Annotated in this window: 14 protein-coding genes and 1 tRNA gene; 8 read left to right on the forward strand and 7 right to left on the reverse strand. The window is 64.7% G+C overall.

Annotated features, from left to right (window positions below):
* Positions 1–139 precede the first annotated feature (139 nt).
* Genes GGR43_RS17495 through GGR43_RS17505 form a run of 3 tightly spaced genes read right to left on the reverse strand, consistent with a single transcriptional unit; the run spans position 140 to position 2,766 of the window.
* Positions 140–523 (reverse strand): c-type cytochrome, encoded by a 384-nt coding sequence (locus GGR43_RS17495; protein ID WP_223177503.1) that lies wholly within the window; start codon positions 521–523, stop codon positions 140–142.
* Positions 520–2,142 carry an FAD-binding oxidoreductase gene (locus GGR43_RS17500; protein ID WP_188073259.1) on the reverse strand — a complete coding sequence of 541 codons (1,623 nt, stop codon included), beginning with the start codon at positions 2,140–2,142 and terminating at the stop codon, positions 520–522. Before GGR43_RS17500 ends, GGR43_RS17495 begins: the two co-directional genes overlap by 4 nt.
* Before the next feature lie 39 nt (positions 2,143–2,181).
* Positions 2,182–2,766 carry a hypothetical protein gene (locus GGR43_RS17505; RefSeq protein WP_188073260.1) on the reverse strand — a complete coding sequence of 195 codons (585 nt, stop codon included), beginning with the start codon at positions 2,764–2,766 and terminating at the stop codon, positions 2,182–2,184.
* Positions 2,767–2,855: 89 nt separating this feature from the next.
* Between GGR43_RS17505 and GGR43_RS17510 the strand changes: the two genes are divergently transcribed.
* The gene (locus GGR43_RS17510; RefSeq protein ID WP_188073261.1) at positions 2,856–3,233 is read left to right on the forward strand and encodes a c-type cytochrome; all 378 of its coding nucleotides are present in this window, start codon (positions 2,856–2,858) and stop codon (positions 3,231–3,233) included.
* 32 nt (positions 3,234–3,265) lie between these two features.
* Entirely contained in the window at positions 3,266–3,889 is a 624-nt protein-coding gene (locus GGR43_RS17515) for a TetR/AcrR family transcriptional regulator (RefSeq protein ID WP_188073262.1), read from the forward strand.
* A gap of 35 nt (positions 3,890–3,924) precedes the next feature.
* Here the strand turns inward: GGR43_RS17515 and GGR43_RS17520 are convergent, their stop codons facing one another.
* Entirely contained in the window at positions 3,925–4,230 is a 306-nt protein-coding gene (locus tag GGR43_RS17520) for a hypothetical protein (RefSeq protein WP_188073263.1), read from the reverse strand.
* Between the two features lie 116 nt (positions 4,231–4,346).
* Between GGR43_RS17520 and GGR43_RS17525 the strand changes: the two genes are divergently transcribed.
* The 3 genes from GGR43_RS17525 (at position 4,347) to ppsA (ending at position 8,864) form a co-directional block, all read left to right on the forward strand.
* Entirely contained in the window at positions 4,347–5,087 is a 741-nt protein-coding gene (locus GGR43_RS17525; protein ID WP_223177504.1) for a DUF2238 domain-containing protein, read from the forward strand.
* Positions 5,088–5,374: 287 nt separating this feature from the next.
* On the forward strand, positions 5,375–6,451 hold the full coding sequence (locus GGR43_RS17530) for an NAD(P)-dependent alcohol dehydrogenase (protein WP_188073264.1): 1,077 nt from the start codon (positions 5,375–5,377) through the stop codon (positions 6,449–6,451).
* A 31-nt stretch (positions 6,452–6,482) separates the two neighbouring features.
* Positions 6,483–8,864 (forward strand): phosphoenolpyruvate synthase, encoded by a 2,382-nt coding sequence (gene ppsA, locus GGR43_RS17535; RefSeq protein WP_188073265.1) that lies wholly within the window; start codon positions 6,483–6,485, stop codon positions 8,862–8,864.
* A 60-nt stretch (positions 8,865–8,924) separates the two neighbouring features.
* Here the strand turns inward: ppsA and GGR43_RS17540 are convergent, their stop codons facing one another.
* The 3 genes from GGR43_RS17540 to GGR43_RS17550 all read right to left on the reverse strand — a co-directional run bounded on the left by GGR43_RS17540 (position 8,925) and on the right by GGR43_RS17550 (position 10,756).
* On the reverse strand, positions 8,925–10,007 hold the full coding sequence (locus tag GGR43_RS17540) for a transporter (protein WP_188073266.1): 1,083 nt from the start codon (positions 10,005–10,007) through the stop codon (positions 8,925–8,927).
* 64 nt (positions 10,008–10,071) lie between these two features.
* Positions 10,072–10,464 (reverse strand): hypothetical protein, encoded by a 393-nt coding sequence (locus GGR43_RS17545; RefSeq protein WP_188073267.1) that lies wholly within the window; start codon positions 10,462–10,464, stop codon positions 10,072–10,074.
* A gap of 222 nt (positions 10,465–10,686) precedes the next feature.
* Positions 10,687–10,756, reverse strand: a tRNA-Ser gene (locus GGR43_RS17550).
* 28 nt (positions 10,757–10,784) lie between these two features.
* Here GGR43_RS17550 and GGR43_RS17555 point away from each other — a divergent pair.
* Genes GGR43_RS17555 through GGR43_RS17565 form a run of 3 tightly spaced genes read left to right on the forward strand, consistent with a single transcriptional unit; the run spans position 10,785 to position 12,399 of the window.
* Positions 10,785–11,228: a GIY-YIG nuclease family protein gene (locus GGR43_RS17555; protein ID WP_188073268.1), complete on the forward strand. Its 444-nt coding sequence runs from the start codon at positions 10,785–10,787 to the stop codon at positions 11,226–11,228.
* The gene (locus tag GGR43_RS17560; protein ID WP_188073269.1) at positions 11,228–12,040 is read left to right on the forward strand and encodes a hypothetical protein; all 813 of its coding nucleotides are present in this window, start codon (positions 11,228–11,230) and stop codon (positions 12,038–12,040) included. Before GGR43_RS17555 ends, GGR43_RS17560 begins: the two co-directional genes overlap by 1 nt.
* Positions 12,037–12,399: a hypothetical protein gene (locus GGR43_RS17565; protein ID WP_188073270.1), complete on the forward strand. Its 363-nt coding sequence runs from the start codon at positions 12,037–12,039 to the stop codon at positions 12,397–12,399. Before GGR43_RS17560 ends, GGR43_RS17565 begins: the two co-directional genes overlap by 4 nt.
* Positions 12,400–12,521: the final 122 nt, after the last annotated feature.

Consider the following 12,521-nt stretch of genomic DNA (forward strand, 5'->3'; position numbering starts at 1 on the left):
CGGGGGTGCACGGCCTTTCGTCACGCAAGGGTGGCGGATCGTCTCTTCCCGAAAAGACCTACCACCCCCTTATCCAGCAACAAAGATCATCTTTTCTCTGGATCGCGGCAATAATTATGGTTTCAACCTCCCGCACTGCCTAGCGGCGCTTGAGATCGGGATTGTTGCGGCTGAGCCAGGTGCCCAGCGCGGCAAGCTGCGCGTCGTCTATCTCCGTCTTGCGATAGGGGGCCATGACGGACACGCCGTTGCGCACGAAATAGGCAACCGTTTCAGGCGTCAGGTCGGTGCGCTCGGATAGCAGCGCAGGCAGCTCGCCGCCATATTTGACCCGCAGCGCATCGGTGCCCGGCTTCATTGCCGCGCCCGGATTGCCGATGCCGGTCCCGTGGCAGGAGGCGCAATGATAGTCGAACAACCGCTTGCCCAGCGGCGCGGCCTGATCGGCCGGCTTCCCGGCCGCCGTGGCGGCGCAGGCGATGAACCCCGCCAGCGCGGCGGCGCACAGCGCATGTCTCATCATCCTTCCTTTCGCATCGACCGGGGCCAGAAGCCGCCGCGACCGGGGGCAATGATGCCCTTCGGGTCCACGGCGTCCTTCAGCGTTTCGCAGAAGCGGCGCAGCGCATTGCCGTTGAAGCTGTAGGTGCCCATCACCTGATCCTGAAACAGCGGCGGCGTGCGATATTCGCCATAGCCGTGCCGCGCTCCCAGCTCGATCAGCTTGCGCATCGTTTCGCGCGACGCCTTGTTGACCGCCGGGTCGGTGCGCGACACCGGCATGCCGGTGGTCAGCGCGAAGATGCGCGGCATCCAGGTGAAGGGCGCGGTGAACGGGCCGTAGGCGTCGGGATAGTCCACCCCCATGTCCTGCATGCCTTCGGTGAAGATGCGCTGGGCCTTCAGCACCTCTTCCCCGCTGCGCGCGATCATCGGGGAAAAGAGCAGATGCCCGTCCGCCGGTTCCGGGTTGGTCTGGCTGCGCGCGCCGATCGCGAAGATGTTCATGTTGGGGATGCCGGTCAGCACCTTGTGCTGCACCGCTTCCTCGCCCGCCTCGTCGAGGGGGAAGCGCAGCGTCTCCACATCATCGAAGCGGACGCCGGGAATGGCTTTTTCGAACTTCGCCCTCGCATGCTGCCAGCTTGCCTCGATGACCGGTTCCGGGCCGTAGAAGCTGAGGCCGAGCTGCCATGGCGCCATGCCCTTTTCCGCCGCATAGCGATCGATCGCATTGCCGTTCCACACATCGGGCGCGTGCGCGATCGCGCGCAGCGCCGGGTCCGCGAACTGGGCGTGGAACATCGGCGATTCATAGAGCGGCATGCCGATCAGCCCGGCATCCTCCAGTGCATTGGCGATGTCGACCAGCGGGATGATGTCCTGCCGCCGGGGCACGAGGACGCGGCGGTGCAGGAACGCTTCGGGCCGCGGCATCAGGTGGATGCCCATCTTGGTGACGATGCCGAACCCGGCCTGCGCGAACAGCCCGTCGACATAGGGGCCGAAGCCATAGCGGAAATCGCCGAAAGTGCCCGCGCCGGGCAGCGCGCCCATGCCGGTGCGCAGCAGCTCCCCATTGGGCAGCACGACTTCCAGCCCGCAATGGGAAAGGAAATGGTCGCGATAGCTGTACCATGTGTGGCCGACGCCATGGTCCAGCGCATTGCCCATCACGCTGCCCCAGCCGGGATCGGGCACGTCGATCCACACATTGAGGTTACGTTCCCTGATGTGCCGGTAAAGGTCGAAATAGGAAACGCCCGGCTCGCATATCGCGAAATGGCGGCGGTCGTCGACCTCCAGCACCCGGTTCATGCGCTTGAGATCGACGATCACGCTACCCGAAAGATTGGGCGCGGAACCGCCATAGCCCAGATTCTTGCCGGTGGAGATCGGGAAGAGCGGAATGCCGAAGCGGCTGGCCGTCCTGACGATGGCCTGCACCTCCTCGACCGTGCGGGGTGCGAGGGCGGCGGAAACCAGCCTTTCCTCCTCTTCGCCCCAGACCGGCGAATAGGCGTCGCGATAAAGGCCCGCATCCTCGTCCGAGGTGTAGACCCATGCCTCGCCGATCGCGGCGCGGAAGGCGGCGAGCGCTTCCTGCCATTGCGCGGCGGAAACATTGGGGGGAAGGGGCATCGGATATCCTCTTTCTTCTGTTCTGTCGGGAAGATGGGGTCAGGCGCGGCGCGCGGGCGCGATCACCCAGCTGACCAGCTGTTCGCCGGTGCGGTCCGCCACGCGCGGCGGCGCGGCATGGCTGAGGTCGGTCCCGGCGGTTATGCCTTGCGAGAGCAGGATATCGGCCGCCGCCGCACCGAAAGCGGGGCCTGCGGTGGCGAGCGCCTCCAGCTCGTCGCACAGCTCCGGCGCCGCGGGGCAATGACGCCAGCCGGTCGCGCTGGCTTTCGCATGATCGATGCGCGCCACCACGCGCATGCCCATGTCCCAGCTCCACCGCTCCAGACAGAAGAGCGCGCCCTGGCCGGTCAGCCCCGCAAAGGGCACGGCGCCCTTGCGCATCAGCGCGGCCAGCCCGTCCAGCCACAATCGCGACGGATCGCCGCGGAAGCCGAAGGCAGGGATGCCGCGCGCCGCCAGCCGGTCGGAAAAGGCCCGGCTCTGCATCAGGCGCTCGTCATGCAGGACGGCGGCGATGGCGGGATCGCCCGCCGGGGCGGAGGCGCGCGCCACCCCGGAAATCAGGTCCGCCGCCACCGCCGTCATTGCGGCGTTCCGGCAGAAGGAGCGACGACTCATCATTGACCTCTCCATATTTATGAGTACACTCATTTTTATATCCAGATCAGCGCGGGTCAAGGCCCATCTGATCCGCAGGGAGAAGCGATTTGATGAAATGTCGGTTTTCCGCCACTTGGGCGGCTGCGCTCGTTGTTTTCCTTGCCCTTGCCGTCGGATCTCGGGCGGAGGCCGCACCCCCGGCCGGGGACGCGCTTTTCCGCCAGAAATGTGCGCTCTGCCATGCGGTGGGCGGGAAGGGCGGCAAGGTCGGGCCGGACCTGACCGGGGTGGTCGGACGGAAGGCGGCGGCGATGGCTTATGCCTATTCGCCCGCGCTGCGGAAGGCGGGCGTCGTCTGGACGCCGGACGGGCTGGACAGGTTCCTGCAGGCGCCCACCCGCGTGCTGCCCGGCACCCGCATGGTGACGAGCGTGCCCCAGCCCGACCAGCGCAAGGCGATCATCGACTTTCTCGCGCGGCAGAAATAGGAAGGGGCTTCCCGATCGACGGAGCCTTCATCATGGATACAGCCGCGCCCGGCCCCGGCCGCCGGGAACGCAACAAGAGGGACAAGCTGGTGCGGATCACGCGCGCGGCGCGCGAGCTGTTCCACGCGCAGGGGTTCGAAGGCACCACCACCGCGCAGATCGCGCGCCGCGCGGCAATCGCGGAGGGAACGGTCTTCCGCTATGTCGCGCGCAAGGAGGATCTGCTGATCCTCACCTTTGCCGAGGAGATGACCGAGGTGGTGATGGCGGCGTTCGAGGGCGTCGATCCGGGCGCGAGCTTCATCGACCAGCTGCTCTCCTTCTTCGAGGCGCTGCTGGCCTATCATCTGTCGGATCCGGCGCTGGCGAAGGCGTTTCTCCGCGAGGTCGGCTTTTTCCGCGATCCGCAGCAGGATTATGGCTTCGGCAGGATCCCGATGATGCCGAGCCTTGGCAAGATCGTCGACCGCGCCCGCGCGCGGGGAGAGATTGGCGGCGATTTCGAGTCCGGGGACATCGCGATGCTCGCCTTCGCCGCCTATTGGTTCTGCCTGCGCGACTGGGCGAACGAGGTGATCGACGCCGCCCGCTTCGTGGACAGGCTGCGGCTGATGCTGACCATGCAGGTGGCGGGCATCCGGGCCGCGGCGGACTGACGCGGCCGATGGGTCAGCGGGCGGGCGGGGCGGGTCTATTCATCCTCGTCATCCATCTTCTCTTCGCCGGTGAAGGCATCCATGTCGATGGTCCCGGACCGCACCATGCCTTTCTGGATCGATACGAGATCGGGCACATCGCGGGGCACGACGTCGGCGATATCGGCGCGCGGGCCGGGCTCGCTGTCGAAATCGGTTCCGGCTTCCCGATGCAGCGCCTCGTCGGCGACATCCTGCGCCTGGGAGCCTTCCTCGTTCTGCTCGGAATTCTGCCGGTCGGGATCGTTGAAATCCCCGTCTTCCCCGCCGGACGGGCCGGGGTTCTTCTGTTCCTGCGCCATGTTTCTCTCCTTTGTCGGGCCTGATGTTTCAAGCCGTCCGGGCGGGGAAAGGTTCCATGGCGGGTGCGTAGCCGCCAATGCTTTTCAGGGCGGAAAGGCCGACCTAAAACGAGGGAATGTCTGAGTCCCCATTCGCTCCCGATCCGGCACCGCCCTCCGGAAAGGCGGGCATCACCCGCAAGGCCCGTCTCGGCGTCCTGATTATCGTGCAGCTGATCATGGCCGGCGAGCTGGTGGTGCTGATCGGCAACGGGCGCTGGATGCACGTCTTCCTCGTGATCGCCCTGATGGGCGTCATCCTCGCGCCCATGGTGCTGCACCGGCTGCGTGCGATAGCGATCCCTTCGGAAATCCATGTCGTCATCGTGCTGTTCGGGTTTGCCTCGCTGTTCCTGGGCGAGATCCGGGACTATTATGAACGGATTTGGTGGTGGGACCTGGCGCTCCACAGCAGTGCGGGCCTTCTCCTCGGAATGCTCGGTTTCCTTGTGGTCTATATGCTGAACGAGGACGAGAGGGTGGATCTCCACATGCAGCCGTCCTTCGTCGCGCTGTTCGCCTTCATGTTCTCCGTGGGCAGCGGAGGCCTCTGGGAGATATTCGAATTCTCGATGGACCAGATATTCGGGCTTACCATGCAAAAGCCTATGCTCGGCGATCCATCCGGGCTGACCGACACCATGTGGGATATGATCGTCAACGCGATCGGAGCCGCCATCATCAGCCTTGCCGGGTGGCGCTATATGCGTCGGGAGCACAAGAGCTATGTCGACAGCTGGGCGAGGCGCTTCGTCGAGCGCAACCCGCAGCTGTTCGAGCGCACCAGGAAGCGCGCCGGGGACGTTTCCTCCCGATAGATCAGAACGCCATTGCCGGCATGCGGTTGTGCATGGATTCGAGGCCGAAATCGAAAATCCTTCAAGGAAAACCGCCCGCCGATCATCGCCAGCGCGGCGACGAATTGTGAGGCAGGTCAATGCGCGTGGGAAAAATCTTCGCAATGTGATAGGGGTCGAACGTCGTTTCGCCGGGCATCACCCCTGACCCGGCGCGGTTCCGAGAGAGTTCGCGTAGCGACTCACGGGGCCGGACCCGCGAGAAGGCGGGTGATCATGACGGGCCGAGGCTGGAGGAGAGAACCACCATGGCGCAGACAATGAAAGCGGCGATCTTCATCGAGCCGGGGCGTATCATCCTCGGCGAAAAGCCGGTGCCCGACGTTGGGCCGCTCGATGCCCTGATCCGCATCACCACGACGACCATCTGCGGAACCGACATCCATATCCTGAAGGGCGAGTATCCGGTCGCCTCCGGCCTCACCATCGGGCACGAGCCGGTGGGGGTGATCGAAAAGCTCGGCTCTGCCGTTCAGGGCTATCATGAAGGCCAGCGGGTGATCGCGGGCGCCATCACGCCATCCGGTTATTCCAACGCCTCGCTTTCCGGTTGCGGCGCCCAATGCGGCGGCGCGCACGGGCACGGCTGGAAACCGCTGGGCGGCTGGCGCTTCGGCAACACCATCGACGGGGCGCAGGCCGAATATCTGCTGGTGCCCGACGCCATGGCCAACCTGGCCCCGATCCCCGACGGGCTGAGCGACGAGCAGGTGCTGATGTGTCCCGACATATTGTCGACCGGCTTCAGCGGCGCGGAATCGGGCCGCATCCGCATCGGCGACACGGTGGCCGTCTTTGCGCAGGGGCCGATCGGGCTTTGCGCGACGGCAGGCGCACGGCTGATGGGCGCGGCGCGGATCATCGCGGTGGAATCGCTGCCGGAACGCGCGGAGATCGCCTGCGCCATGGGTGCCGACCATGTCGTCGATTTCTCGAAGGTCGATCCGGTGGACGAGATCCGGCGCATCACCGACGGACGGGGCGTGGACGTGGCGATCGAGGCCCTGGGCCTGCAGGAGACGTTCGAGGCCGCCCTGCGCGTTCTCCGGCCCGGCGGCACCCTGTCGTCGCTCGGCGTCTATTCCAGCGACCTGCGGATTCCGCTCGACGCCTTCTCCGCCGGGCTCGGCGACAACCGGATCGTCACCACGCTCTGCCCCGGCGGCAAGGAGCGGATGCGGCGCCTGATGGAGATCATCGCCTCCGGCCGTGTCGATACCGGATCGCTGGTGACGCACCGCTTCGGCCTCGACGACATCGAGACGGCCTACGACCTGTTCGGCCACCAGCGCGACGGGGTGCTCAAGGTCGCCATCCATCCCTGACGGCGACCGCAGGCGAACAGGGAGAGAAGACATGTCCAGCCCCAGCATCATCTGGTTCGAGGATATCGGCATCGGCGATGTGCCCGCCGTGGGCGGCAAGAACGCTTCGCTCGGCGAGATGACGGTGGCGCTGTCCGGCGAGGGTATCGCCGTTCCGGCCGGCTTCGCGACGACCGCCGATGCCTATCGCGCCTATGTCGCAGAAAACAGGCTGGAACCGAAGGTTGCCGCGCTTCTCGCCGCCTATCATGACGGCAAGGCGACGCTCCAGGAAACCGGTCAGGCGATTCGGGCGCTGTTCCTCGAAGGCGAATTTCCCGCCGCCATCGCCGACGAAATACGCGACGCCTATGGCGAACTCGGCCGACGCAGCGGCGGTGACGCGCCCGCCGTCGCCGTGCGCAGCAGCGCCACCGCCGAGGACCTGCCGGACGCCAGCTTCGCCGGGCAGCAGGAAACCTTCCTCAACGTCCGGGGGCCGCGCGCGCTGCTTGACGCCTGCCGCCGCTGCTATGCCTCGCTGTTCACGGACCGGGCGATCAGCTACCGCGAAGCCAAGGGGTTCGACCATAGGGAGGTCGCCCTGTCGATCGGCGTGCAGCGCATGGTCCGCTCCGACCTGTCCGGTTCCGGTGTGATGTTCTCGATCGATACCGAGACGGGCTTTCCGGGCGCGGTGGTGATCAGCGCCGCATGGGGGCTGGGCGAGACGGTGGTGCAGGGCAGCGTCGATCCCGACAAATATGTCGTGTTCAAGCCGCTGCTTTCCGTGCCCGGCGCGGAACCGGTCATCGGCAAGGACAAGGGCGGCAAGGCGTTTCGGATGGTCTATGCCGAAGGCGGCAGCAGGCGGACCCGGATCGTCGAGACCACCGCCGCCGAGCGGGACGCCTTCGTTCTCGACGATGTCGACATCCTTCAGCTCGCCCGCTGGGCGGCGGCCATAGAAGCGCATTATGCACGGCCGATGGACATGGAATGGGCGAAGGACGGCGAAACCGGGGAGCTGTTCATCGTTCAGGCGCGGCCCGAAACGGTGCAGGCGGGCACCAGCGCCACCTCGTTCCGCCATTACTGCCTGAAAGAAAAGGGCAAGCCGATCGCGACCGGCGCGGCGATCGGCAGCGCGATCGCATCCGGCAAGGCCTGCGTCATCCGCAGCGCGGCGGATATTGCGCAGTTCCGCGACGGCGCGGTGCTCGTCACCGAAACCACCGATCCCGACTGGGTGCCGGTGATGAAGCGCGCGGCCGGGATCGTCACCGACCATGGCGGCACCACCAGCCATGCCGCCATCGTCAGCCGGGAGCTGGGCGTGCCCGCCATCGTCGGCACCGGCGGGGCGAGCCGTCTGCTCGCCGACGGACAGGAGATCACGCTGAGCTGCGCGGCGGGGGAGATCGGCACCGTCTATGAAGGCATGCTCGCCTTCGAGGAAAGCGAGATCGATGTCGGCGCGCTCCCGGAAACCTGCACGGACGTAATGGTGAACATCGCCAATCCGGCGGCTGCCTTTCAGTGGTGGCGGCTGCCGGCGCGCGGGGTTGGCCTTGCCCGCATGGAGTTCATCGTCAACTCGCTGATCAAGGTGCATCCGATGGCGCTCATCCATCCCGAACGGACGAGCCCGGATGCGCGGCGGCAGATCGAGGCGCTGACACGGGGCTATGCCGATCCGTCGGATTATTTCGTGGAGGTGCTGGCGCGCGGTATCGCCCGGCTGGCCAGTCCCTATCATCCCCATCCGGCAATCGTCCGCCTCAGCGATTTCAAGACCAACGAATATGCCCATCTGATCGGCGGCGAGGCGTTCGAGCCGGAGGAGGAGAACCCGATGCTCGGCTTCCGGGGGGCCTCCCGCTATTATGACGAGCGCTACCGGGAGGGCTTCGCGCTGGAATGCCGGGCGCTCAGGCGGGCGCGTGAGACATTGGGCTTCGCCAACATCATCGTCATGGTGCCGTTCTGCCGCACCCCGGCCGAAGCCGACCGGGTGCTGGAGGTGATGGCGGAAAATGGCCTGCGCCGGGGAGAAAACGGCCTTCAGGTCTATATGATGTGCGAGATTCCCTCCAACGTTATCCTGGCCGAGCAGTTCGCGACGCGGTTCGACGGCTTCTCCATCGGCTCCAACGACCTCACCCAGCTCGTGCTCGGCGTGGACCGGGATTCGGGGCTGCTCGCCGCGCTGTTCGACGAGCGGGACGAGGCCGTGACGCGCATGATCGCCGAGGCGATCCGCAAGGCGCATGCGGCCGGGATCAAGATCGGCATTTGCGGGCAGGCGCCGAGCAATCATCCCGATTTCGCCCGCTTTCTGGTCCGCGAAGGGATCGACTCGATTTCCCTCAACCCCGACAGCTTCGTGCGCACCGTCGGAGAGATCGCCAAGGCGGAGGCCGAGACGCGATAGCGCGGCGAGGCGACCGCGTCCGCCCCAAAAGGACGGACGCGCCGCTTGCAGGCGCCGGGCCTAGAACGCCTTGCCCAGATTGAGTTGCAGTCCATCCCGCCTGGCGAGCTGGATGCCGTTCACCTTCTCATGGACCGGCACCAGATATTCGGCGCCGATCCTGATCCCTTTCAGCGGCCCGCCGGTCGCGACGAGGTTGAGGCCAAATCCCAATTCGAGGCGATCACCGCCATAATTGGGTTGCAGGTCGGGCGGCGAGGAATGGTTGTGCGCGCCGTTATAATGGCCCTTGATCGCGCCTTCATGGGTGTAGAGCCCGCGCAGGGAGACGCTGGCCCCGTCCGCGAAGCGATAGCTGCCCCATGCCGTCCCGGTGAACCTGTCGCCGAGCCGATAACCGCTGTCGTTGCGATTTTCGGCGCGCCAGACATAGGCGGCTTGTCCGCCCCATCCGAAGCGCCCCGCGCTGCCTGTCGCGGTGAGCGAAGGAAGCATGTCCCAGGTTCCCGAACCCGTCTGCATCCCATAGTGCAGGAAGGTGCCGTTGGCGTTGCGGGCATCGACGCTGCCCGTCGGGATGCTCACGCCAAGCGTCGCATGGATGTTCGCCGCCTTGTCCCGCTTGAGCCGGACCAGGCCGGAAACGATCGTGTCGCCCCAGCCTTCGTGCGAATGGGCGTGGGTTTCGCCCGGCATCATTGCATGGCCTCCGCCATGGCCGCCATGGCCGCCGCCCGTCGAGGGAAGGCCGCGCATCACCATGTCCATCTTCATATATTGCGGCATGACCATCAGCGTCAGGGTGTCGGTCGGCGCCCACATGAGATCGAGCATCGCCATATCCATCCGCATCGACTGGACGCCGGTGCCGTAGCCCGCGGCGGCAAGCTGCGTATCGGTCAGCGCTTCGGCTCCGGAGCGCATCGCTCCGTCATACCAGTCCCGCGACAGGCGCAGGCCGATCATCACATCCCCGGCCTTGTGCATATGGTCGTACATGACCCCGGCCGGAGCATGGTCATCGGCGCGCGGGCCGCTCGGGTCCGTGGCGTCATGGGCCATGACCGGGGTGGAGAGAGCCAATGTGGCGAGAGCAAAGGAACGGGAAGCCGCGCGAGGCGCAGCGTGAACTGTCTTGGTCATATCATTATCCTGATTTCGGACGCGCGCAGGCGCGGCCGTCAAAGCCGAAAATATCGTGGAGAAATCAGGCTGACCGGGGCGGGCCGATGGCAGGCGGCGGCGGCGCGGCGAGACGGAGGACGGTCAGGTCCGCAATGGCGCGCCCTGGGATGAGGATCGCGGGCAGCGGCGCAGGCGATGGCAGCGCTGCCAGCGTCCCGTTCGCCAGACCGGCGCCGAAGCCCGCAAAGGAGCAAGGCGAATCCGCCGCGCTGTGCCGGGGCGCTGAGCCGTTCTTGCCCAGGTCCACGAAGATTTCGGCAGGCCCGGACCCGCTGCACAGGCTGACGATGATGCCATAGCCCGTCGCCACCGGCATGAAGCCGGTCGGCACGACCAGGCGAACGGACAAGGCCAACAGCAGAATGACGGCGAAGATGCCGCGCCCTGCCGCTGAATGTCCGATCCGCCCCCGCATCCGCAGCGCTTTAGGGGCAGGCATGGGTTTTGTCAGCACGCTTTACGCCGAACGCGTACTTCGCGGGCCGAAGCCTTCAGAGACAGACCTGTTCCGGCGGGTAGAGGTTTCCAAGGCTAAGGACCGAAGGAGGCGGCTCGCAGAAGCGCCTATGGGTCGCTTCTTTCCCATCGGGCGCGGGGCTGGCCCGAGGGCCGCTAAGTCGCTAACTCTTGGAAAAACTGGAGCGGGCGAAGGGATTCGAACCCTCGACCCCAACCTTGGCAAGGTCCGAAAACTCCAGCCAACCCGCAAATAACCGTAGTTTGCGGGAGTGAACAATGCAAGACATTATCGAGAACAAAGGGTGTTCTGCTGGCCATTTGCTGGCCACGACGAAGAGGCGCCGTGGCTTCCGTTTCGACGCTGAAAAATACGAGCGCGAGAAGCGGGAGAGGGAGGAGGCGCGAGAGCGTCAATGGGTGGCGGAAATGGACGCCATGCATCCTCGCAGTGGCTATTGCTACTTCGTCGGCAGTCGTGAAGCTGGCATCGTCAAGATCGGTTTTTCGCGCAACCTCGCAGAGAGGGTGAATCGGCTTAAATCAAACTCTGGGCCTTACCGTCTTGAGCTTTTGGCGAAGGTGGTGGGCGGGTCTGAGCGAGAGCGGCACTATCATTGCAAGTTTGAGACATTTCGTTTTAGCGGGGAATGGTTTCATCTCTCGCCGGAAATCGAAGAAGAAATATCCCGCCTCTCCCACGCTATTTCGGGAGGGCGGTGATGGCGCGCGGCTCTCCGCAAATGTCGCTCGATCTCGATTGGGGAGCAGGCCGGAGCCTGATCTGGGTCGATGGCGCCAATAGCGCGGTGGCGGGACACATCATTTTGATGGATGATCCTAAAGCGCAGCCTGTTCATTGTGATCTTGGCAAGAGTGTCCATCCTGACAACCACCGTTTCATCAACGATCTGGAACAGTGGTACGGCAAAGAAATCATCCGCATCCGTAACGAGCGATATGAGATGATTGACGAAGTTTTTGAGGACCGGCGATACCTCTCCGGTATTAACGGCGCGCCTTGCACCAGCGAAATGAAATTCGTGCCGCGCATGGATTTCCAACTGCCCAGCGACACGCATTTTTGGGGGTACACGGCTGATAAGCGGGACGCCGCTCGGTTCGATCGGATGATTACCGATTATCCGTTGCTCAAGCAGCGCGCGCCGCTGGTCGAGATGGGCCTGACTAAAAAAGATACTCACGCCATCCTTCGCCAGCACGGTATCCGTCGGCCATATGTCTATGACATCGGAATGCCGAATGGCAACTGTATCGGATGCGTGAAGTCGTCCAGCCCGGCCTATTGGGCGCTGATCCGCCAGCACTTTCCAGAAGTGTTTGAGCGGCGCAATGAGCAGGCTCGACGCTTTGGTGCAAAGCCCATCATTCTTCGTCGCGAGAAAGGGCCAGACGGCAAATATCATAACATTCGTGGCTATCTTGATGAAATCCCGCTCGACCAGTCCACGAAAGTTCGCGGCGCCGACTTCGGCGGCTGCGGTTTCCACTGTAACAAGGAGCCCACCCAATGACCTCCGACCTGATCGAGAAGATGGCTGCCGCCATCCGCGACGCCCGCGCGCTGCCGGGTTCAAAGCCAGCGCCGCGCATCAGTGACGTAGACCGAAGGGCCGCCACCGCCGCCCTGTCCGTCATCAGCGCATTGCGGCCCATAGAAACCGCGCCTCGTGACGGGACATATATTCTGGCCACCCTCGCCACCATAAAAGACCAGCGATGGCGGCACCTGAGCGGTAGACGCTTCGTCATTCGACATGAGGGCTATACTCAGTCTGGCTACGACATGGGATGGTGGCTATTCCCCGGTCTCGGCGGAGCCGCCGACTGGTGGATTGAGGGATGGATGCATCTTCCCGCATCGCCGAGATGAAGCGCGATTTGCCGATCGCCGATTAACAGCAAAGAGCTTTGACGATCAGAAATGGCGTTTGGTGAGAGGCAACCCACCGCAACCCGCTTGACCGACTCGCTCCGTTTGTTCTCATGATGTTC

The organism is Sphingobium jiangsuense (assembly GCF_014196495.1).
Classification (GTDB): Bacteria; Pseudomonadota; Alphaproteobacteria; order Sphingomonadales; family Sphingomonadaceae; genus Sphingobium; species Sphingobium jiangsuense.

What these genes read in the sequence shown, in the direction of transcription:
- GGR43_RS17495 (WP_223177503.1), bottom strand. Translation starts at nt 523, where the DNA reads ATGATGAGACATGCGCTGTGCGCCGCCGCGCTGGCGGGGTTCATCGCC.
- GGR43_RS17500 (WP_188073259.1), bottom strand. Translation starts at nt 2,142, where the DNA reads ATGCCCCTTCCCCCCAATGTTTCCGCCGCGCAATGGCAGGAAGCGCTC.
- GGR43_RS17505 (WP_188073260.1), bottom strand. Translation starts at nt 2,766, where the DNA reads ATGATGAGTCGTCGCTCCTTCTGCCGGAACGCCGCAATGACGGCGGTG.
- GGR43_RS17510 (WP_188073261.1), top strand. Translation starts at nt 2,856, where the DNA reads ATGAAATGTCGGTTTTCCGCCACTTGGGCGGCTGCGCTCGTTGTTTTC.
- GGR43_RS17515 (WP_188073262.1), top strand. Translation starts at nt 3,266, where the DNA reads ATGGATACAGCCGCGCCCGGCCCCGGCCGCCGGGAACGCAACAAGAGG.
- GGR43_RS17520 (WP_188073263.1), bottom strand. Translation starts at nt 4,230, where the DNA reads ATGGCGCAGGAACAGAAGAACCCCGGCCCGTCCGGCGGGGAAGACGGG.
- GGR43_RS17525 (WP_223177504.1), top strand. Translation starts at nt 4,347, where the DNA reads ATGTCTGAGTCCCCATTCGCTCCCGATCCGGCACCGCCCTCCGGAAAG.
- GGR43_RS17530 (WP_188073264.1), top strand. Translation starts at nt 5,375, where the DNA reads ATGGCGCAGACAATGAAAGCGGCGATCTTCATCGAGCCGGGGCGTATC.
- ppsA (WP_188073265.1), top strand. Translation starts at nt 6,483, where the DNA reads ATGTCCAGCCCCAGCATCATCTGGTTCGAGGATATCGGCATCGGCGAT.
- GGR43_RS17540 (WP_188073266.1), bottom strand. Translation starts at nt 10,007, where the DNA reads ATGACCAAGACAGTTCACGCTGCGCCTCGCGCGGCTTCCCGTTCCTTT.
- GGR43_RS17545 (WP_188073267.1), bottom strand. Translation starts at nt 10,464, where the DNA reads ATGCGGGGGCGGATCGGACATTCAGCGGCAGGGCGCGGCATCTTCGCC.
- GGR43_RS17555 (WP_188073268.1), top strand. Translation starts at nt 10,785, where the DNA reads ATGCAAGACATTATCGAGAACAAAGGGTGTTCTGCTGGCCATTTGCTG.
- GGR43_RS17560 (WP_188073269.1), top strand. Translation starts at nt 11,228, where the DNA reads ATGGCGCGCGGCTCTCCGCAAATGTCGCTCGATCTCGATTGGGGAGCA.
- GGR43_RS17565 (WP_188073270.1), top strand. Translation starts at nt 12,037, where the DNA reads ATGACCTCCGACCTGATCGAGAAGATGGCTGCCGCCATCCGCGACGCC.